18 protein-coding genes are annotated in these 21,140 nt (G+C 39.4%); 1 reads left to right on the forward strand and 17 read right to left on the reverse strand.

The window, feature by feature from the left end; translation table 11 throughout:
• Positions 1–99: 99 nt before the first annotated feature.
• The 17 genes from accA to rpsB all read right to left on the reverse strand — a co-directional run bounded on the left by accA (position 100) and on the right by rpsB (position 19,634).
• Positions 100–1,059, reverse strand: a complete 960-nt coding sequence (accA, locus tag M983_RS05455) for an acetyl-CoA carboxylase carboxyl transferase subunit alpha (RefSeq protein WP_066748276.1) — start codon at positions 1,057–1,059, stop codon at positions 100–102.
• A gap of 12 nt (positions 1,060–1,071) precedes the next feature.
• Positions 1,072–4,554, reverse strand: a complete 3,483-nt coding sequence (gene dnaE, locus M983_RS05460; RefSeq protein WP_066748277.1) for a DNA polymerase III subunit alpha — start codon at positions 4,552–4,554, stop codon at positions 1,072–1,074.
• A 31-nt stretch (positions 4,555–4,585) separates the two neighbouring features.
• Positions 4,586–5,176 (reverse strand): ribonuclease HII, encoded by a 591-nt coding sequence (gene rnhB / locus M983_RS05465; RefSeq protein ID WP_066748280.1) that lies wholly within the window; start codon positions 5,174–5,176, stop codon positions 4,586–4,588.
• The gene (gene lpxB / locus M983_RS05470; protein ID WP_066748283.1) at positions 5,176–6,348 is read right to left on the reverse strand and encodes a lipid-A-disaccharide synthase; all 1,173 of its coding nucleotides are present in this window, start codon (positions 6,346–6,348) and stop codon (positions 5,176–5,178) included. Before lpxB ends, rnhB begins: the two co-directional genes overlap by 1 nt.
• A 6-nt stretch (positions 6,349–6,354) precedes the next feature.
• Positions 6,355–7,158, reverse strand: a complete 804-nt coding sequence (gene lpxA, locus M983_RS05475) for an acyl-ACP--UDP-N-acetylglucosamine O-acyltransferase (protein ID WP_066748289.1) — start codon at positions 7,156–7,158, stop codon at positions 6,355–6,357.
• A gap of 3 nt (positions 7,159–7,161) precedes the next feature.
• Entirely contained in the window at positions 7,162–7,614 is a 453-nt protein-coding gene (fabZ, locus tag M983_RS05480) for a 3-hydroxyacyl-ACP dehydratase FabZ (protein WP_066748292.1), read from the reverse strand.
• 123 nt (positions 7,615–7,737) lie between these two features.
• Positions 7,738–8,766 carry a UDP-3-O-(3-hydroxymyristoyl)glucosamine N-acyltransferase gene (gene lpxD, locus M983_RS05485; RefSeq protein WP_066748295.1) on the reverse strand — a complete coding sequence of 343 codons (1,029 nt, stop codon included), beginning with the start codon at positions 8,764–8,766 and terminating at the stop codon, positions 7,738–7,740.
• A 3-nt stretch (positions 8,767–8,769) separates the two neighbouring features.
• On the reverse strand, positions 8,770–9,267 hold the full coding sequence (locus M983_RS05490) for an OmpH family outer membrane protein (RefSeq protein WP_066748297.1): 498 nt from the start codon (positions 9,265–9,267) through the stop codon (positions 8,770–8,772).
• Positions 9,268–9,356: 89 nt separating this feature from the next.
• Positions 9,357–11,750: an outer membrane protein assembly factor BamA gene (gene bamA / locus M983_RS05495; protein WP_066748299.1), complete on the reverse strand. Its 2,394-nt coding sequence runs from the start codon at positions 11,748–11,750 to the stop codon at positions 9,357–9,359.
• 38 nt (positions 11,751–11,788) lie between these two features.
• Entirely contained in the window at positions 11,789–13,141 is a 1,353-nt protein-coding gene (gene rseP, locus M983_RS05500; protein WP_066748302.1) for a sigma E protease regulator RseP, read from the reverse strand.
• A 9-nt stretch (positions 13,142–13,150) separates the two neighbouring features.
• The gene (gene cdsA, locus M983_RS05505; RefSeq protein WP_066748305.1) at positions 13,151–14,014 is read right to left on the reverse strand and encodes a phosphatidate cytidylyltransferase; all 864 of its coding nucleotides are present in this window, start codon (positions 14,012–14,014) and stop codon (positions 13,151–13,153) included.
• A 1-nt stretch (position 14,015) separates the two neighbouring features.
• A complete protein-coding gene (uppS, locus tag M983_RS05510; protein ID WP_245684015.1) occupies positions 14,016–14,717 on the reverse strand; it encodes a polyprenyl diphosphate synthase in 702 nt (233 codons plus the stop codon).
• Between the two features lie 281 nt (positions 14,718–14,998).
• On the reverse strand, positions 14,999–16,192 hold the full coding sequence (gene ispC, locus M983_RS05515; protein WP_066748312.1) for a 1-deoxy-D-xylulose-5-phosphate reductoisomerase: 1,194 nt from the start codon (positions 16,190–16,192) through the stop codon (positions 14,999–15,001).
• A gap of 192 nt (positions 16,193–16,384) precedes the next feature.
• Positions 16,385–16,942, reverse strand: a complete 558-nt coding sequence (gene frr, locus M983_RS05520; protein ID WP_066748315.1) for a ribosome recycling factor — start codon at positions 16,940–16,942, stop codon at positions 16,385–16,387.
• Between the two features lie 113 nt (positions 16,943–17,055).
• Positions 17,056–17,784: a UMP kinase gene (gene pyrH, locus M983_RS05525; protein WP_066748318.1), complete on the reverse strand. Its 729-nt coding sequence runs from the start codon at positions 17,782–17,784 to the stop codon at positions 17,056–17,058.
• A gap of 137 nt (positions 17,785–17,921) precedes the next feature.
• Positions 17,922–18,773, reverse strand: coding sequence for a translation elongation factor Ts (gene tsf / locus M983_RS05530; protein WP_066748320.1), 852 nt, complete (start codon positions 18,771–18,773; stop codon positions 17,922–17,924).
• Between the two features lie 135 nt (positions 18,774–18,908).
• Positions 18,909–19,634: a 30S ribosomal protein S2 gene (gene rpsB / locus M983_RS05535; RefSeq protein ID WP_066748322.1), complete on the reverse strand. Its 726-nt coding sequence runs from the start codon at positions 19,632–19,634 to the stop codon at positions 18,909–18,911.
• Positions 19,635–20,262: 628 nt separating this feature from the next.
• Here rpsB and map point away from each other — a divergent pair.
• Complete coding sequence (gene map / locus M983_RS05540) at positions 20,263–21,060, forward strand: type I methionyl aminopeptidase (protein ID WP_066748324.1); 798 nt, start codon at positions 20,263–20,265, stop codon at positions 21,058–21,060.
• Positions 21,061–21,140: the final 80 nt, after the last annotated feature.

The raw sequence follows: 21,140 nt of genomic DNA on the forward strand, positions 1-21,140 counted from the left end.
ATTTTTATTTTATTAATTATATTTTTAAAAGTGATATTTAAAAAAAGCCTTATGTGATAACACATAAGGCTTATATTTATGACTTACTTTTTCTGGCTATCAGCAATAACCGTATTCCATTAAACGTTGATAGCGACGATTAATCAGCTCTTGGGATTCAAAAGCATCTAGTTCTTCTAAATCGGCTTTTAATTGTGCTTTTAATGCTTGTGCGATTTCATCATAATGACGATGGGCACCACCTAAAGGTTCAGGAATAACAGAATCAATCAGTTTAAGTTCTTTTAAACGATTTGCTGTAATCCCCATAGCCTCAGCCGCTAATGGAGCCTTATCTGCACTTTTCCAAAGAATAGAAGCACAGCCTTCTGGTGAAATAACTGAATATGTGCTGTATTGCAACATATTAACTTTATCACCCACACCAATAGCTAGCGCGCCACCAGAACCACCTTCACCAATAACTGTGCAGATAATAGGCACATTAAAACGTGACATTTCTCTTAAATTACGAGCAATAGCTTCTGATTGTCCACGCTCTTCAGCACCAACTCCGGGATATGCACCTGGAGTGTCAATGAAAGTGATGATAGGTAAGTGGAAACGTTGAGCCATTTCCATTAGACGAAGTGCTTTACGATAGCCTTCTGGCGCAGGCATACCAAAATTACGACGAATTTTTTCTTTTGTTTCACGTCCTTTTTGATGACCTATAATCATCACAGGGCGACCATCTAAGCGAGCAATACCACCGACAATAGCTTTATCATCAGCATAAGCACGATCACCCGCTAGTTCTTGAAAATCTGTAAAAATACGTTTGATATAGTCAAGTGTATAGGGTCTTAATGGATGACGAGCAAGTTGTGCTACTTGCCATGCACCAAGATCAGAAAAAATCTTACGTGTTAACTCTAAGCTTTTTTCTCTTAAACGTGAGACTTCTTCATCGATATTAATATCAATCTTTTCATCATGTTGGCTAACTGCGGTTAGCGAATCAATTTTCGCTTCTAACTCGGCAATTGGCTGTTCAAAATCCAGAAAATTAAGACTCATAACATTCCTATTTTAGTCAAATTCTAATTCCACCTGCTCATTACCCAGCAGAGTTCGCAGATCGGTCAAAAGCATATCTGTTGGCGTAACACGCCATGTTGCACCAAATCGTAAACGTGCACAGGCATCATGCTTTTGAAAATAAAGATGAACCGGTATCGTGCCTGAACGATGCGGTTCTAAAACGCCGCGAAGACGATTTAATAATTGCTCATTAATTTGCCTGTCTGATAACGAGATAGCAAGTCCCCGCGCATATTTTTCACGGGCCTCATTGATATCCATAAGTTCGCGGACAGTCATTTTAAGCCCACCGTTGAAATCATCAAAGCTGACCTGACCGGTGGCAATCAAAATTCGATCTTTTTCCAATAAATGCTGGTATTTATCCAATGCATCGGAAAATAACATAATTTCGAGGCGACCTGAACGATCATCTAAGGTACAAACCCCTATTCTATTGCCTCGTTTTGTTGTAAAGACTTTAGAAGCAAGGACTAAACCTGCAACTTTAACCATTTGACCACGAGGTGTTGGTGTTAATTCTTTTAGACGTGAACCTGTCGCATATCGTTCAATTTCTTTTAGATAACGGGTAATGGGATGACCCGTTAAATATAATCCTAAAGTTTCTCTCTCGCCTTCTAAGACAACTTGGTCTGGCCATTTAGGTACATTAGCATAAGAGCGCTCAACTTGCTCTGGAGCTTCCGCTAATACACCAAACATGTCAGATTGCCCTATAGCTTCAGCTTTTGCATGCTGATCTGCTGCTTTTAACGCATCTTCAAGAGAAGACATTAAAGCTGCTCGATGAGGCCCTAGTTTATCGAATGCGCCAGACATTATCAGTTTTTCCATCACACGGCGATTCAATTTTTTAGTTTCTGTTCTTGCACACAGATCAAAAATATCTTTGAAATGACCACCTTGTTGGCGTGCTTCAACTACCGCTTCGATTGGACCTTCACCTACACCTTTGATAGCACCAATACCATAGACAATTTCACCTTCATCATTGACGTGAAAATGATAGAGCCCACTATTGATATCAGGAGGCAGAACTTTAAGCCCCATACGCCAGCATTCATCCACTAAACCAACGACTTTTTCTGTATTATCCATATCGGCAGTCATTACAGCCGCCATAAATTCAGCAGGATAGTGGGCTTTTAACCATAACGTTTGATATGATACCAATGCATAAGCAGCAGAGTGAGATTTATTAAACCCATAACCGGCAAATTTCTCTACCAAGTCAAAGATCCTCATTGCAAGCTCACCATCAACGCCATTTTTGATTGCACCCTCTTCAAAAACGGAACGTTGCTTTGCCATCTCCTCTGGCTTTTTCTTACCCATTGCGCGTCGTAACATATCCGCGCCACCCAAGGTATAACCAGCTAACACTTGGGCGATTTGCATAACTTGTTCTTGATATAAAATAACGCCATATGTTGGCTCTAGAACAGGCTGTAAACTTTCATGCTGCCATTTCACATCAGGATAAGAGATTTCTTCAACGCCATGTTTACGGTCGATAAAGTTATCCACCATCCCAGACTGCAAAGGACCTGGGCGAAATAATGCAACCAATGCAATCATATCTTCAAAACAGTCAGGACGTAAGCGCTTGATAAGGTCTTTCATACCACGGGATTCAAGCTGGAATACCGCGGTAGTTTCAGAGCGCTGTAACATATCAAAACTGCGTTTATCTGTTAATGAAATAGCAGATATATCAATAGGTTCAAGTGATTTTTTAGCACGGCGGGCATTAATCATTTCTAATGCCCAATTAATGATGGTGAGTGTTCGTAAACCTAAGAAGTCAAATTTAACCAAACCAGCATATTCAACATCATTTTTATCAAATTGTGTTACTGGGTTATTACCTTCAGGATCACAATAAAGTGGTGCAAAGTCAGTAATTTTTGTTGGAGATATAACAACACCACCAGCATGCTTACCCGCATTTCGCGTTACACCTTCTAATTTACGTGCCATATCGATAAGAGATTTAACCTCTTCATCGGCTTCATAAATTTCAGGTAATTGAGGCTCTGCTATAAATGCTTTTTCAAGCGTCATTCCAGGATCTGGTGGAACTAATTTAGAAATCCTATCCACAAATCCATAAGGATGACCTAAAACACGCCCAACATCACGAATTACCGCTTTAGCCGCCATCGTACCAAAGGTAATTATCTGAGATACGGCATCTCTTCCATACATATCAGCAACGTGATCAATTACTCTATCACGTTTTTCCATGCAAAAATCGACGTCAAAGTCAGGCATAGAGACACGTTCTGGGTTAAGAAAACGCTCAAAAAGCAGATCAAATTCAAGAGGATCAAGGTCTGTAATTTTCAGCGCGTAAGCAACTAAAGAACCCGCACCAGAGCCTCGACCAGGGCCTACAGGAACTCCATTGTCTTTAGACCATTGTATAAATTCCATGACGATAAGAAAGTAACCTGGAAATCCCATCTGATTAATCACTTTCAATTCAATATCAAGACGCTCGTCATATTCTGGACGTTTTTTTTGTCTTACTTCTGGATCTGGAAATAAAAAGACTAAACGCTCTTCTAGCCCTTCTTTAGATTTCTTGACTAAGAAATCTTCAGTAGTCATATCCCCTGTTGGAAATTGAGGAAGAAAATATTCTCCTAAACGAATAGTCACATTACAACGTTTAGCAATTTCGACACTGTTTTCTAGTGCTTCTGGGATATCAGCAAAAAGTTCGCACATCTCTTCTTCTGTGCGCATATATTGCTGAGGACTATAGTTTTTAGGACGTTTAGGATCGGATAACGTAAATCCATCATGAATAGCCACACGTATTTCATGGGCATCAAAGTCATTACTATCAAGAAAACAAACTTCATTGGTAGCAACTACTGGCAAACCTTTTTCTGAGGCAAGAGCAACCGCTTCATGAAGATAAGCTTCTTCGTCAGGTCGCCCTGTTCTAATGAGTTCTAAGTAATAACTATCGGGAAAATGAGCTTGATAATAATCGAGACATTGTTCAACTAATGCGCGATTGCCACGTAACAAGAATTTACCCACATCGCCCATGCGACCGCCAGAGAGTAGCAAGAGCCCTTCTTTATAGGTTGTTAACCATTCTTGTTTAATAACAGGGCCTGCTGCACCGTAGCCGTGCTTATACGCTTCAGATATTAGTAAGGTTAGATTTTGGTATCCAACATTATTACGAGCAAGAATAGTCAGGTGTGCATATTCATCACCTAACGCTTCTGTTTCAAGATAAACATCAGCACCAATAATAGGTTTGATGCCCGCACTATGTGCAGCACCATAGAATTTTACTAATCCACATAAGTTGTTGAAATCAGTAATTGCAAAAGCAGGCATTCCAAGCGAAGCCACTTTCTTCACGAGAGGGCCTGTTTTTGCTAATCCATCGATCATTGAATAATCGCTGTGTACCCTAAGATGGATAAAACGAGGATCTGCCATATCTTTTTATTACTCTTAATAACGCTGTGGATTAAGCTAAATTTAAAGCACGTTTTACAGGTGCAAAACTTTTTCGATGAAAAGGTGTAGCACCTAATAAGGCAAGTTTTTCCATATGAAAAACCGTTGGATATCCTTTGTGTTTAGCAAAACCATAATCAGGATAAAGCTTATCAAGTGCTTGCATTTCTCTATCACGAGTCACTTTCGCTAATATTGAAGCTGCACTAATTTCTTGTACTAAACTATCACCTTTTATAACGGCTTGAGAGGCCATAGGTAATGTAGGACAACGATTACCATCAACCAATACCATATCGGGCGTGATTGATAAGCCTATAACAGCTCTTTGCATTGCTTTCATTGTCGCCCAAAGAATATTTAATTCATCAATTTCTTCAGGTTCAGCACGACCAAGAGACCAACATAATGCTTTTTCTTTGATTTCATCATAAAGTGCATGACGTCGTTTTTCTGTCAATTTTTTAGAATCGGCTAATCCTTTTATTGGATTATTGGGATCTAAAATAACAGCAGCCGTCACAACAGCGCCCACTAACGGGCCTCGACCAACTTCATCAACTCCAGCAATAATATTTGCTTTTGGATATACAAATTCCATTATTGACCTGCTAATTCTAATACTGCATTCGCTGCTTGCTCATCGGCGTTACAACGAATAGCTGAGTGTAGCTGTAAAAATATCTCTTTTAAATGTTGAGCTTTTTCTTCGTTAGTTAAAAAAGGTAAAAGCGTATCTGCTAATGCCTTTGGCTGACATTCTTCTTGCAGTAATTCTTTTATGATTTCTTTACCTGCTAATAAATTAGGTAATGAAACATAAGGTGTTTTAACTAATTTTTTCGCTAACCAAAACGTAAAAGGTTTCATTCTATACCCTACAACCATAGGGCATTTTGTTAGCATACATTCCAACGCAGCAGTACCTGATGCCAGTAGCGTCGCATCACTTGCCGTCATTGCTTCTCTTGCTTGTCCATCTAATAATTGAATATCAAGCTCAGGTGCAATTGCTTGATGAATTTGCTCAAACTGTGCGCGACGTTTTACATTTACAAGGGGTACTAAAATATGAAGAGAAGGAATATGCTGCTTTAATATCTGTGCTGTTTTTATAAAATCAGCACTGAGCATTTCAACTTCTGTATGACGACTACCAGGAAGCAGAGCTAAGCACTTTGCATTTTCAGGAATATTAAGGTGCTGTCGTGCTGCAATTTTATCGGGCTGCAATGGAATTGCATCTGCCATAGTATGACCAATAAAACGACAAGGAACTTGATACTTATCGTAAAACGCTTTTTCAAAAGGAAGAAAAGCGAGTACTAAGTCTGTCGCTTTCGCTATTTTAAAAACACGTTTTTGGCGCCAAGCCCACACAGATGGACTAACATAATGAATTGTTTTAATCCCTTTTCGTTTTAGGCGACCTTCAAGTGTAAGATTAAAATCTGGCGCATCAATTCCAACAAAAACATCGGGTTTTAGCTGTGAAAAACGCTGAGTGAGATCTTTTCTTATCTTTAATAGTCTAGGTAAACGTTCAAGAACCTCTACAATTCCCATAACAGCAAGCTCTTCCATCTCATACCAAGCTTCGCAACCTTCTGCTTGCATAAGAGGGCCTGCAACACCTACAAAACGCACATTAGGGTGCATTTGCTTTAGAGCGCGGATAAGCCCCGCGCCCAAAATATCACCAGAGGTTTCACCAGCAACTAAGCCGATAACTAACTGGCGATTTTCAACAGATAATTGGCCTGACAAGGTCATATCCTATTAACGAATAATGCCACGGTTCGATTTTGCTGAATTTTCCAGAAAATCGCTGAACATTTTGACATAAGAATTATTATTGTCTGCAACTAATTGACCTATCTCTTCACGCGCTTCTTCTAGTGTTTTACCATTACGGTAAAGTACTTTATAAGCATTACGAATAGCGTGAAGATCTTCTTTGGAAAAGCCTCGACGTTTTAATCCTTCAATATTCAGACCATAAGGTGTCGCATGGTTTCCCTGAGCAATAACAAAAGGAGGAACATCTTGCGCTACGCCTGAACATCCGCCCACCATGACGTGAGCACCGATTTGGCAAAATTGATGAACTGCACTCATGCCACCAATAATCACAAAATCACCTAATGTTACGTGGCCACCTAATGTACCGTTATTTGCAATTATACAGCGATTACCAATGATACAATCATGGGCAACATGTGTGTTTATCATAAATAAGTTATCGTCACCAATTCTTGTCTCATTTCCACCTTGTATCGTACCACGGTGAATTGTGACACTCTCACGAATAAGGTTACGATCGCCAATAATCACTTTTGTTGGCTCACCACGATATTTGAGGTCTTGATTCGCTTCTCCGATAGAAGCAAATTGGTAAATCTGATTATCACGACCAATGCGTGTATGCCCATTAATAACAACGTGAGATTTGATATCGGTACCTTCACCAATCTCTACATGACTACCAATAACGCAAAAAGGACCAATACGAACATTAGCACCTATTACCGCACCCTCTTCTATAATTGAAGAAGGGTGAATTACTGCGGATTTATCAATCATAGGCTAAACCTCACGGCTACGAGCACACATCATTTCAGCTTCGCAGGCAATTTCTCCATCAACTTTAGCAACTCCTTTAAAACGAGCAAAGCCACGACGTTCTTTAATAAATTCAACCTCGAGAATCATCTGGTCACCAGGTAAGACAGGACGCTTAAAGCGAGCACCGTCAATAGCAGCAAAATAGTAAAGCTCTCCTGGCTTCAGCTTTCCTACGCTTTTAAATGCTAAAATACCCGTAGCCTGTGCCATTGCTTCAAGGATTAATACGCCAGGGAAAATAGGTTTTCCTGGGAAATGTCCTTGGAAGAAAGGTTCATTAAAAGATACATTTTTTACTGCTCTTAGAAATTTTCCTTCTTCAAAATCAAGGACACGATCAACCAATAAAAATGGGTAACGGTGTGGAAGTAACTCTAAAATTTCTTCGATTTGCAGAGTATGATTGTCACTCATTGCAATACTCTTCCTGTCTAATAAAACTGAATCAAATTAATAATGACACGACCTGCTATGACTCAAATATAAGTTAATCGCAGGTCGCAAAATAATGGGTAACTTTCGTCTATGACGTGTATGTTACTTATCGCTATTTTCTACTTGACGTTCTAGCGATTTTAACCTTTTTTGCATTTCGTCAATTCGCAACACTAGAGCTGCTGTTTTACGCCATGCTTTGTTTGTCTGTAACGGAATACCTGAAGAATAAACACCTGGTTCAGTGATAGGACGCATTACCATCCCCATTCCTGTTACCGTTACTTTATCACAGATTTCCATGTGACCATTGATAACACTTGCTCCACCAATCATACAGTAACGTCCTATTTTTAGGCTACCCGCCATAATGACACCACCAGCAACAGCTGTGTTATCACCTATAGTCACGTTATGTGCGATTTGGCACTGGTTATCAATGATAACACCATTACCGATAACTGTGTTATCTAATGCGCCACGATCAATCGTTGTACACGCACCAATTTCGACATTATCCCCAATAATAACAGAGCCAAGTTGTGGAATCTTAATCCAATTACCGCGTTCATTAGCATAGCCAAAACCATCAGAACCAATGACGGTTCCTGATTGAATCAAGCAATTTTTACCAATAATAACTTCATGATAAATAGAAACATTCGCCCAAAGTCGGCTATTTTCATCAATATGCGCCTTTTTACCAATAAAACAACCTGCACCAATCACTACGTTATCACCAAGTTCAACACCTGATTCAATAACCGCATTAGCACCGACTGAGACATTGTTTCCTAGTTTAACATCACTAGAAATAACAGCAGAAGGATGAATATCTTGAGCTGGACTTGGTGTTGTATCCATAATCTGTGCCATTTGAGCATAAGCAAGATAAGGATTTTTCACCACAAGAGCAGCAACAGGACAAAATGAGAGATCTGCTTCAGTTAATACAACAGCAGCAGCCTGACAATCACTGAGTTTGTCGCGATAGCGACTGTCAGAAAGGAAAGTAATTTGCTCGTTATTTGCTAGGCTCATTGAAGCAAGACCGGCGATAGTGATATCACCATCGCCGTGTAACTGTGCATTCAACTGCTGAGCAAGATCAGCTAATCGAATTGAAAACATCTATTATTTAACCTGTTTTTGAACCTGAGCAGTAATATCTTTGCCATCTGCGAAATAAGGAACAGTGTTAGCATCTAAGACAACATCATAACCTTCTTTCTTAGCAACAACGTCAACAGCATCTAATACACGTTTCATGATTTTGTTACGTTCTTCTGCTTGACGACGACCAAAATCTTGTTCAAAAGATTGTGCTTTTTGTGAATAAGCCTCACGTTTAGCAACCAGATCTTTCTCTGTGTTTGCACGTTGTGTTGCGTTCATTGTTGGTGCATCTTTTTGGTATTTCTCAACCGCAGTCTGTAGTGATTTACCTAAATTTTGTAATTCAGTATCACGAGACTTGAATTCTTTTTCTAATTGTTTCTCAACTGAGTCACGATTAGGAATTTGTTGGAGAACTTGACCGATGTTTACAACAGCAATTTTATCCGCAGCTTGTGCGCCTACAGACATCGTCAATGCCATTCCTAGGGCAGCGGCACATAACAATTTTTTCACGATATACTCCTTAAAAACCCAAAATAATTTTTGTCCGAATTTGGATGTCTTTTCAATATGTTGAAAAGACATCACCTTTATTTACATCGCTACCACGTTCTACCAATATTAAACTGGAATTGCTCTGATTTATCGCCTTCGTAATCTTTTATCGGCTTCGCATAAGAGAAGACTAATGGGCCTAAAGGAGATAACCATTGTAAAGCAACACCCGTTGAAACACGTATATCACTTGCCTTGCTATAATCAGGCATACCGGCAGTCCATGCTGAGTTAGTGCTACTCCAGTTGGTATCCCACACTGTACCCGCATCAACAAACACCGATGTTCTCACTGATGATGAATATTTATCATCAACAAATGGCGTTGGTGTAATTAGCTCAACACTTGCTACTGCCATCGCGTTACCACCGATAGCATCGCTTGATGGTTGGCCTTTTTCTGGTTTTCCTTCTTTATTTAAATAAATCGCTTTAGGACCGATATTATTTGAGCGGAAACCACGAACAGTACCAGAACCACCGGCATAGAAGTTTTCATAGAATGGCAATTCTTTACCACCTAAACCATCACCGTAACCTAAACGACCTTTAAATAAGCTCACCCAAGATTCTTTTTCATTTAATGGGTAATACGCCATTCCATCCCAAGTTACCTTGTAGTACTTGTTATCAGAACCTGGAACTGTAACGCGGCCTGTTAAGTTACTTCTCGCACCTGAAGTTGGGAAGAAACCACGGTTTAAGTTATTGAATGTCCATCCTAAGCTGACAGTATAGTCGTCGGCATTAAAGGATTCTCGTCCATCAAAGCCAGGATGCTCACCCATGCTTTCAAGATAGCGCCACATTGCGACCTGTGGTTCCATTCGTGATAAGCCATTATGAGTATAGCCTAACCCAAGACGAGCTGTATTATATTCATTGATAGGGAAGCCCAGCGTACCATCTAAGCCATAAGATTTATTGGTATAGCCGGATAAATCAGCATCATTTGCTCGGAAATCGTTATAGAAAACACGACCACCTAAGCTAACACCATTTACAGTGAAGTATGGGTCTGTTAATGAAAGTTCAGCGTAAGTTGAGTAATCATTTTTACTCGCATTAACTGCAACTGCATTACCTGTACCTAACCAGTTATCTTGTGTGACACCAACTTGGAAACTCACACCACTTTCAGTACCAAAGCCAACACCGAAGTTAAGTGAACCTGTATTACGTTCTTTTACGCGATAAACAAGATCAACCTGATCAGGTGAACCAGGAATACGTTGAGTTTCTGTTTCTACCGTTTCAAAGTATCCTAAACGATTTAAACGCTCTTTACCCTGTTCAACTAAATCACTACCTAACCAAGCCCCTTCCATTTGACGCATTTCACGACGTAAAACAGAGTCTTTAGTGATGTCATTACCCGCAAAATGAATTTGACGAACATAGAAACGATTTCCTGCATCAACATTCACATGCAGTTTAACGGTTTTATTTTCGTCATTGATTTCAGGATTAGTCATAACACGAGGATAAGCATAACCGTAACGGCCTAACAGATTTTTAATTTCATTTTCTGTTTTCGTTACTTGCGCTCCGTTATAAAGAGAACCTGGTTTAATTTGGATAAGATCTTCGATCTCTTTTGTATAACCTGCGGTATTACCATTAACTTCGGTATTTTCTACAGTATATTTATCACCTTCATTTAGGTTGATAGTAATGTAGATACCTTTTTTATCTGGCGTTAAGCTAACATTCGTTGATTCAATATCAAAACGAGCATAACCACGATCAAGATAAAAACTTCTTAATGTTTCTAAATCACCAGCAAGCTTTTGTTTCTGGTATTTTTCATCAGCAGTTAGATTCCACCAAGGTACATCATCACGTAACTGGAAACGGTTTACTAATTCAGCTGTACTAAACGCTTTATTACCAACAATATTGATTTGTTGTATGGTTGCTGAAACCCCTTCGGCAAAAACGAGTTTTAAATCAACACGGTTGCGAGGAAGTGGAGTAACAACAGCTTTAACTGTTGCGTTGTATTTACCTACGCTATAGTAAAAATCTTCAAGCCCTTTTTCTATATTCGCCAACATTGTGCGGTCTAGTGTTTCGCCAACACGAATATTGGAAGCATCAAGATTCTGCTTCAACATATCTTCTTTGATTGCTTTGTTACCAGAGAAAGTAATGCTGGCAATAGTTGGACGCTCTTTTACTTGAACAAGTAATGTATTTCCGTCACGCAGAACCCGAACATCATCAAAGTTTCCTGTTGCAAATAATGAACGGATAGTTCGACTGATATCATCATCACTCACCGAATCTCCGACTCGGACAGGTATGTTCAGTAATGCTGCACCAACGGCGACGCGTTGAAGACCTTCAAATTGAATGTCCTGAACTACGAATCCGTCTGAACCGTATGCAGTGGCGCTGCCCAGCAGCAGCGACGCTATAAGCAACTTTTTCATCGCCATCGTTGTTTTGTGTTTTCCTAACCGGTCTCTGCTTATCATTATAAGCGAGAGAAATCATTGAAAAGTGCAAGTCCCATTAACAGCATAAGTGCAATAATGCCAATGCGATAACAGATATCTTGTACACGCTCAGATACCGGCCCTCCCTTTATCTTTTCGATAACCAGGAAAAGCAGGTGCCCACCATCTAAGACAGGCAGGGGAAACAAGTTAATGATCCCCAGATTGACACTGATAAGAGCTATAAACATCAAATAATAAACAAAACCAGAGTCAGCGGACATACCAGCGCCTTTCGCAATAGAAACCGGTCCACTAAGGTTAGTCAATTTGACATCACCAACAACTAACTTGCCAATCATTTTGACAGTTAACCCCATTAACTGCCAAGTTTTATCAGATGCTTCGTAAAAGGCTGAGAACGGATTATATTGTTGCATTATCAAGTATTGTTCGTCAGGGGGTAATACTTGTAATTGAGCACCAACTTGCCCTACTTCAGTCCCATCTTTTAGTACAATAGCGTTTGGTGTGATATTCAACACCAACGGTGAGCCATTGCGTTCAACTTTTAATTCCAACGCTTTGTTGGGACTACGTTGAACAAAATAAGTAAATGGATGCCAAGTATCAATTGGCTGACCATCGACTTTAACGATTCGATCCCCTGCTTGTAAACCCGCTTTTTCAGCAGCAGAGTCTGGCGTCACCTCTATAATCTTTGAATCTAACCGCGCACCAACAGGCATAATCCCTAAAGAAAGCAATGTGTCTTGTTTTTCAGGGTCAAAATTCCACTGTTGTAAATTCAGTATATTCTCACTCTCTGAAAGTGAGTTCGGGTCAGAGACGATAAAAGTGACTTCCTTTTCACCTATTTTGCTAATCAAACTTAAACGAACTGCATTCTGATCAGGCGTTTCGATACCGTCAACGGATTTTAGTTCCATTCCAGGCGTTAATTTTGCTTGTTCGGCAATAGAATTAGGACGAATATCCGCAATGATAGGCTTTAATGCAGGTACACCTATCATAAAAACAATCCAGTAAGCAACTATCGCTAACAAGAAATTGGCAATAGGACCTGCTGCAACAACGGCGGCTCTTTGCCCTACTGTTTTATTATTAAAAGCAAGGTGGCGACGTTCTGGTGATACAGCACCCACACGTTCATCCAACATTTTGACATAGCCACCTAAAGGTATCCATGCGATAACAAATTCTGTTCCATGCTTATCTGTTTTACGCCAAATCGCTTTACCAAAACCAATAGAAAAACGCTCAACATAAATACCGCAACGTCTTGCTACCCAAAAATGTCCAAATTCATGTACCGTAATTAGGATACCTAAAACGATAATAAATGCAGCCAAATTCCACAGGATACCCATCACTTACCTTTACAATTGAAAACCAGAAGAAACTAGAAAAACTAGTCCAGCAAAAACTGGAATAGCGGCAGTCAAACTATCAATTCTGTCAAGGATACCGCCATGACCTGGAATTAAGTGGCTACTATCTTTAATACCAGAAACACGTTTAAACATGCTCTCAACGAGGTCACCAAATACCGAGACAACGACCACGACACCAGAAATTAAAAGCAAATGGTTAGGTACATTACTAATAGGCGCAAAATGCGTAAATAACCAAGAAACGATACCCGCGGTAATTAATCCACCCACGAGCCCTTCTAATGTTTTACCTGGTGATACTTTAGGTGCCATTTTATGTTTTCCCATTAAACGGCCAAAAGCATATGCCCCTGAATCTGCCGCCCACACTAATAGCATAACGTAAAGTAACCACCATGCTCCAGTATACGCGTTAATGCTATAGTCCAGCGTACGCAATACCATCATGCCACAATAAAATGGAATGAGCGTTAATATACCGAACAATAGCTTAAGAATAACTGAATTTTTCCAAAGGTTGGCTGAATTAGGATAACTGATAACTAATAAAATAGCGGCAATCCACCATACTAGCCCAGCCCATAATCCATTCTTGATCATTGGTATATCAATTAGGTGATAAAAATCAGATATAGATAATTGCATAAGGAGTAAAAGAGCTGCGAAACCCACACCTGTTGCAATACGCTTACCTTGAGAATGCCAACCAATAAATTGAGCCCATTCCCAACCAGCTAACCCAGATATAGCAATAATCACTAATCCAAAACCCTCAGGAGTAAGAAGAAAAAGTGCGGCAATAACAATAGGGATTAAAATTAATGCAGTGATCACCCGATACTTAAGCAAGTTATCCTCCCAGATTCACAATATTCGTTTCTGATGTTGTACCACCGAAACGTCGTTCCCGTTTTGCAAAAGCATCTAGTGCATTCTGAAAAACTCGTTCATCAAAATCAGGCCATAAAACCTGTGTAAAATAGAGTTCAGCATATGCTATCTGCCAAATAAGAAAATTACTTATACGATGTTCACCACCAGTACGAATAACGAGATCTACAGCAGGCTGATTATGCAAGCAAAGATGAGACGATATTGCATTTTCATTAATATCATCAACAGTAATTTCACCTTTTGCGAGAGATGTCGCTAATTGCTGTACACTTTGGGTAATATCCCAACGACCACCATAGTTAGCTGCAATATTTAAATTAAGCCCTGTATTATTAGCAGTCAGCGTGACAGAATTTTTTATTCTCTCTTGAAGACGACGACTAAAACGACTGATATCGCCAATTACGGTAAGTTTAACATTGTGTTTATGTAAGCTTTTTACTTCATTATCTAAAGCAAAAATAAATAGCTCCATTAGGGAACTGACTTCTTGTTCTGGTCTATTCCAGTTTTCACTACTAAACGCATATAACGTCAGTGACTCTATTTTATGTTTTACGGAAAAGCTGACCGCATCTCGAACTGCTTTAATCCCCGCACGATGCCCCGTTATACGAAGCTTTCCTTGTTTTTTCGCCCAACGCCCATTGCCATCCATAATGATAGCAACATGCTTTGGTTTTGATGCGGATGAATCGTCACTGGATAAGTTCACTCAATTTAACCCTTTGCTAATCTGATACCAATACAGACAGTCCTCTTCGGATAACCTATGCGCAAAAAAACCGTGCTAATCACGGCCATTGACAAAGCCTCAAAGTTGCTAAAGCGGTTGCTTTAGTAATGAACTGTTAATTTTCATTATTTTCTTTAGTGATTCGGCAACTATACCATCAGCTAGAAAGACGAACAAACACCCTATATTAATTATAATCACCATTATACAAATCGAGAGATGATATGTTGAGTTTCTAATCTCGCTAATTGGTCAATTTCTAGCACATCATCGATACTTTGAGGCTCTGATAAGTCAAAATGTTCAACTACTTTATGGTTAATTTTAGCAATATCAGTAAATTTCACTTTTTCGTTTAAAAAAGCATCAACAACGACTTCATTAGCCGCATTTAATACCGTTGTTGAAGCTTGTCCTCTTTTTGACGCTTCAATTGCAAGCGCTAAACAAGGATAACGCTGGTAATCAGGACGAATAAATTCAAGCGATTGTATCTCAAAAAAATCTAATGCTTTAGCACCTGATTGTGTACGATGAGGATACGCCATAGAGTAAGCAATAGGCGTTCTCATATCAGGTTCACCAATTTGAGCAATAATGCTACCATCGCGATAGCGAACCATAGAGTGAATAACCGATTGTGGATGAATAATAACTTCCATTTCATCTTCTGATGCATTAAAGAAATAGCGTGCTTCAATATATTCAAGGCCTTTATTCATCATTGTTGCCGAATCAACAGAGATTTTTCTTCCCATAGACCAGTTAGGATGAGCACAGGCTTCATTTGGTGTCATTGCATCAAGTTCATTAAGTGGCGTGTAACGAAATGGCCCACCCGATCCTGTCAATAATATTCCTGTAACACCTTCAGTAGGTAAAGAAGCATGACCTAAATTTTCTTGAATAGCTTTAGGTAAACTTTGATAAATTGCGTTGTGTTCACTATCAATCGGCAATATTTTTGCGCCATATTTGGCTACAGCATCAAAAAAAAGGCGGCCACTGGTTATTAGTGATTCTTTATTCGCTAATAGAATTCTTTTGCCTTTTTTAATTGCAGATAATGTTGGTTTTAACCCTGCAACACCTGTAATAGCAGACATTACCTGATCCGCTTCATCAAGAGCTGCGATTTCATTAATTGCATGATTTCCTGATAAAATTTCCGTTTTACATGACGTATTAGCAAGTAAATGTTTTAATTGATTAGCACTATTTTGGTCAGACATTACCGCATATCTAGGGTTGAATGAAAGACACTGTTGCGCCATTTTATTTGCATTCTTTCCTGCTACTAAAGCAAGCACTTGATATTTATCTAGATTATTTTCAATAACGGATAAAGTACTTGTTCCGATAGACCCCGTTGAGCCTAATATAGTTATTTGTTTCATTTATTAATCAATCAGTATGTCTGTAACGTTTTAATTAAAGTGAATTATATCAGCATGGAGAGATAAATGAGGGGAAAGATGACAACTTTAATAAATAATGTGACTCAAAAAAAGGTATTTACGTTTATTTAACGGATTAATCCCAAAAATAATGCCGCTTTATAGCGGCATTATCGAAAAGAGAAGTAAAAATTAGAATTCCATTAACTCAGCTTCTTTCAGTGCTAATGCTTCATCAATTTTTTTAATATTCATATCCGTTAATTTTTGGATATCGTCTTGTGAACGACGATCGTCATCTTCACTAATTTCTTTATCTTTCAGTAATGCTTTTACTTTATCATTAGCATCACGACGAATATTACGAACAGAAATACGACCTTGTTCAGCATCTGCACGAACAACTTTAATTAAGTCTTTACGACGTTCTTCTGTTAAAGGTGGTAATGGAACACGAATAATAGCGCCAGCAGATGAAGGATTTAAACCTAAGTCTGATGCCATAATCGCTTTTTCAACCGCAGCTGATAAAGTACGATCAAATACAGTAATAGCCAGCGTACGACCATCTTCTGCAACAACGTTAGCAACTTGGTTTAATGGTGTTGGTGCTCCGTAGTATTCAACTACAATGCCATCTAAAAGGCTTGGAGACGCGCGACCAGTACGAACTTTATTGATTTGGCTTTTTAGTGCTTCAACGCTTTTATCCATGCGTTCTTGAGCATCTTTTTTGATTTCATTAATCACGTTATAAACCCTTGGGAACTGGTTATATTCCAGACGATATCATTGATATCGACATAAATGAATTGGCCTACATTCTAGATGTTAACGCCAAATTATACCGTTGTCTCTGTGTATTAACCGTGAGAAATCAAAGTTCCTTCACTTTCACCCATAACAACCCGACGTAATGCACCCGGTTTATTCATATTGAATACGCGGATAGGTAAATTATGATCTCGGGCTAATGTGAATGCAGCAAGATCCATGACTTTCAATTCACGCTCTAATACATCCTGATAAGTTAATGCCTCATAAAGAACAGCATCAGGATCTTTTGTTGGATCGGCAGAGAAAACACCGTCCACTTTCGTTGCTTTTAATACAACGTCAGCTTCGATTTCAATACCACGTAAACACGCGGCAGAATCGGTAGTAAAGAATGGGTTACCTGTACCAGCCGAAAAAATAACAACTCGGCCATGGCGTAATAAGCTAATTGCTTCTGCCCAACTGTAATTATCACAGACACCATTAAGAGGAAATGCTGACATTAGTCGTGCATTTACATAAGCACGATGCAATGCATCTCGCATTGCTAAGCCATTCATTACTGTCGCGAGCATTCCCATGTGGTCACCCACAACACGGTTCATACCTGCCGCAGCAAGACCTGCACCACGGAACAAGTTACCACCGCCAATAACGACACCCACTTGTATACCCAATTCAACGAGTTCTTTTATTTCCTGAGCCATGCGATCGAGTACGCTCGCATCGATCCCAAAACCTTCTGCGCCTTGTAGCGCTTCACCACTCAGTTTTAATAAGATACGCTGATACACTGGTTTTGCATTGGTTGCCATGGTGTTCTGTCCTAAGCAGATTAGTTAATTGGAGGGTTTAGATAGCTTTCTCTTTTTAACAAAAAAAAGCAAACAATAAGTGGATATTCTAACAAAACAGAACCGCCATTCGGCGGTTCCATTAACGCAAAGCGTTATTATTTGCTCATTGCAGCAACTTCTGCTGCGAAATCAGCTTCAACTTTCTCAATACCTTCACCAACTTCGAAACGAACAAAGTTGATGATTTCAGCATTGTTTTCTTTCAGCAGATCACCAACAGTTTTGCTTGGATCCATAACGAAATGCTGACCAGTCAGAGAGATCTCACCGGTGAATTTGTTCATGCGACCAGTAACCATTTTTTCTGCGATTTCGCGTGGTTTACCCGATTGCATTGCGATGTCCATCTGAATTTGGTGTTCATGTTCAACAACATCAGCAGGAACATCTTCAGGACGAACGTATTCTGGTTTGCTTGCAGCAACGTGCATAGCGATGTGTTTAAGCAGTTCTTCGTTAGCGCCTTTAGCTGCGACTAAAACACCGATACGTGCGCCGTGTAAGTAAGTACCTAACTCTTCGCCTTCTAATACAGCGATACGACGGATATTGATGTTTTCACCGATTTTAGCAACTAAAGCTGTACGAGTTTCTTCGAATTTAGCTTTCAGGGCATCGATATCAACTGTTTTGTCTGCTAATACAGCAGCCATGACTTCTTTACCGAATGCGATGAAACCAGTATCTTTAGCAACGAAATCTGTTTCACAGTTCAGTTCAACTAATGCACCAAATTTACCATCAGCAGCAACTTCTGCAAGAATGATACCTTCAGCTGCAACGCGACCTGCTTTTTTAGCTGCTTTTGCTTGACCTGATTTACGCATGTTGTCGATAGCTAATTCGATATCACCATTAGCTTCAACTAGCGCTTTTTTACATTCCATCATGCCTGCGCCAGTACGTTCACGCAGTTCTTTTACCAATGCAGCGGTAATTCCAGACATTTGTTTCTTCCTCGACTTTTCTATGGAGTTTCCATAGATGTTCTCATAGCAGATGTGTAAAGGGGGCCTAATGAGGCCCCCTAACCAATATATAGCAATACCTGGTTAAATAAGGGCTCTTACGAGCATGCCTTATTATTCAGCTTCGACTAAGCCTTCTTCAGCCTGAACAGCCAGATCTTGAGAACGACCTTCACGAACAGCTGTCGCTGCTGCAGTCAGATATAATTTAACTGCACGGATTGCATCGTCATTACCAGGGATGATGTAGTCGATACCATCTGGATCAGAGTTAGTATCAACGATAGCAAATACTGGGATACCCAGGTTGTTTGCTTCTTTGATTGCAATGTGTTCGTGTTCAGCATCGATAACAAACAGAGCGTCAGGTAAACCGCCCATGTCTTTGATACCACCCAGGCTGTTTTCTAACTTACCAAGTTCACGAGAACGCATTAACGCTTCTTTCTTGGTTAGTTTTTCAAAAGTACCGTCCTGAGATTGAGATTCTAAATCTTTCAGGCGTTTGATTGACTGACGAACAGTTTTCCAGTTAGTCAGCATACCGCCTAACCAGCGGTGGTTTACATAAAACTGGTCACAGCTTGCTGCTGCTTCTTTAACAGCTTCAACGGCAGAGCGCTTAGTACCCACAAACAGGATTTTGCCTTTACGAGAAGCAATTTTGTTCAGTTCAGCCAGAGCTTCATTAAACATTGGAACAGTTTTTTCCAAGTTAATGATATGAACTTTGTTACGCGCACCAAAGATGAAAGGTTTCATTTTTGGATTCCAGTAACGAGTTTGGTGACCGAAGTGAACACCGGCTTGCAGCATATCGCGCATTGAAACAGTTGCCATTTTAGACCTCTATAAAATTAAGATTGGGGTTATTCCTCCACAAATCCCATATGACCGACTCATCAGCTGTAAAGGTCATACCTTTACATAAGAGCACCCCGGCATATGTGTCGATTTGTGTGTGTAATTAACACAATTGAATGTTTGTAGAATTTACTGTTATCGTTCACTCGTAACGTAATAACAGAACTCCGGCGCGCTTTATACCATAAATAACATTAAGAAACCACTATTAGTTATAGCAACTAGGGCCTTTAATCAAGAAAAAGAAAGATTAAAAATGACGAAAAAGCACGTAAAAACATACGCAATAGGAGATTAAATTTGAAATGAAAGAAACGATTTGAAACTATAAAAAAATAAACAAATAGTTATTTTGATATCAAAAAATAATCCAACGATTTAAAAAGACATCCATAAAGAGAAAGCGTATCTTCCTAGTTAAATAATATTATAGAAATAAACTTCTATCTCTTTAGATGGCGCGCCCTTGTTGGCACATATACTTTCTACTGATATCATAAATGGTAATTAGAATTATTTCTTATTCATCATAACTCATTAACCTACAATATAAATTACTGACTCTGTTTGTATTGTAGCTTTTAAATATAAACGAAGAACTCAAATGGCTATTGTAATCAAGACCGAAGAAGATATTCAAAAAATGCGCGTCGCAGGTCGTCTTGCGGCAGAAGTTCTTGAAATCATCGCACCACATGTAAAACCGGGTGTGAACACGGCAGAATTAGACCGTATTTGTCATGAACATATTGTAAATACGCAACAAGCTATCCCTGCGTGTTTAAACTATCATGGCTTTCCTAAATCGGTATGTATTTCTGTTAATGATGTTATCTGTCATGGTATTCCAAGCGAAGATAAAATCCTTAAAAATGGCGATATTGTGAATATCGACGTGACTGTCATCAAAGATGGTTTTCATGGTGATACCTCTAAAATGTTCATCGTTGGCAAACCAACTATTCAAGGAGAGCGTTTATGTCGTATAACGCAAGAAAGCCTCTACCTTGCAATGAAAATGGTAAAACCAGGCATTCGCTTACGTGAATTAGGTAGAGCCATCCAAAAATTTGTCGAAGGTCATGATTTTTCTGTTGTTCGTGAATACTGTGGACACGGTATTGGCGAAGGCTTTCATGAAGAGCCTCAAGTATTACACTACGATGCAGATGATGGTGGTGTTGTTCTACAAAAAGGAATGGCATTTACTATTGAACCAATGGTAAACACAGGTGATTATCGTATTCGTACTATGAAAGATGGTTGGACTGTAAAAACTAAAGATAGAGGTTGGTCAGCACAATACGAGCACACGCTTGTTGTGACAGATAATGGCTGTGAAATCATGACACTTCGTAAAGAAGAAGAGCCGTTTATCTCTGCGGTATTAGTTAACGCGTAGACACCAACTACTAAAATTTTACATAGCACCATACAGTGAGCGACATAACTTTCGAGTTATGTCGCTTTTTTATTTTATTG

It is taken from the genome of Proteus myxofaciens ATCC 19692 (assembly GCF_001654855.1).
In the GTDB taxonomy this organism is placed as follows: Bacteria; Pseudomonadota; Gammaproteobacteria; order Enterobacterales; family Enterobacteriaceae; genus Proteus; species Proteus myxofaciens.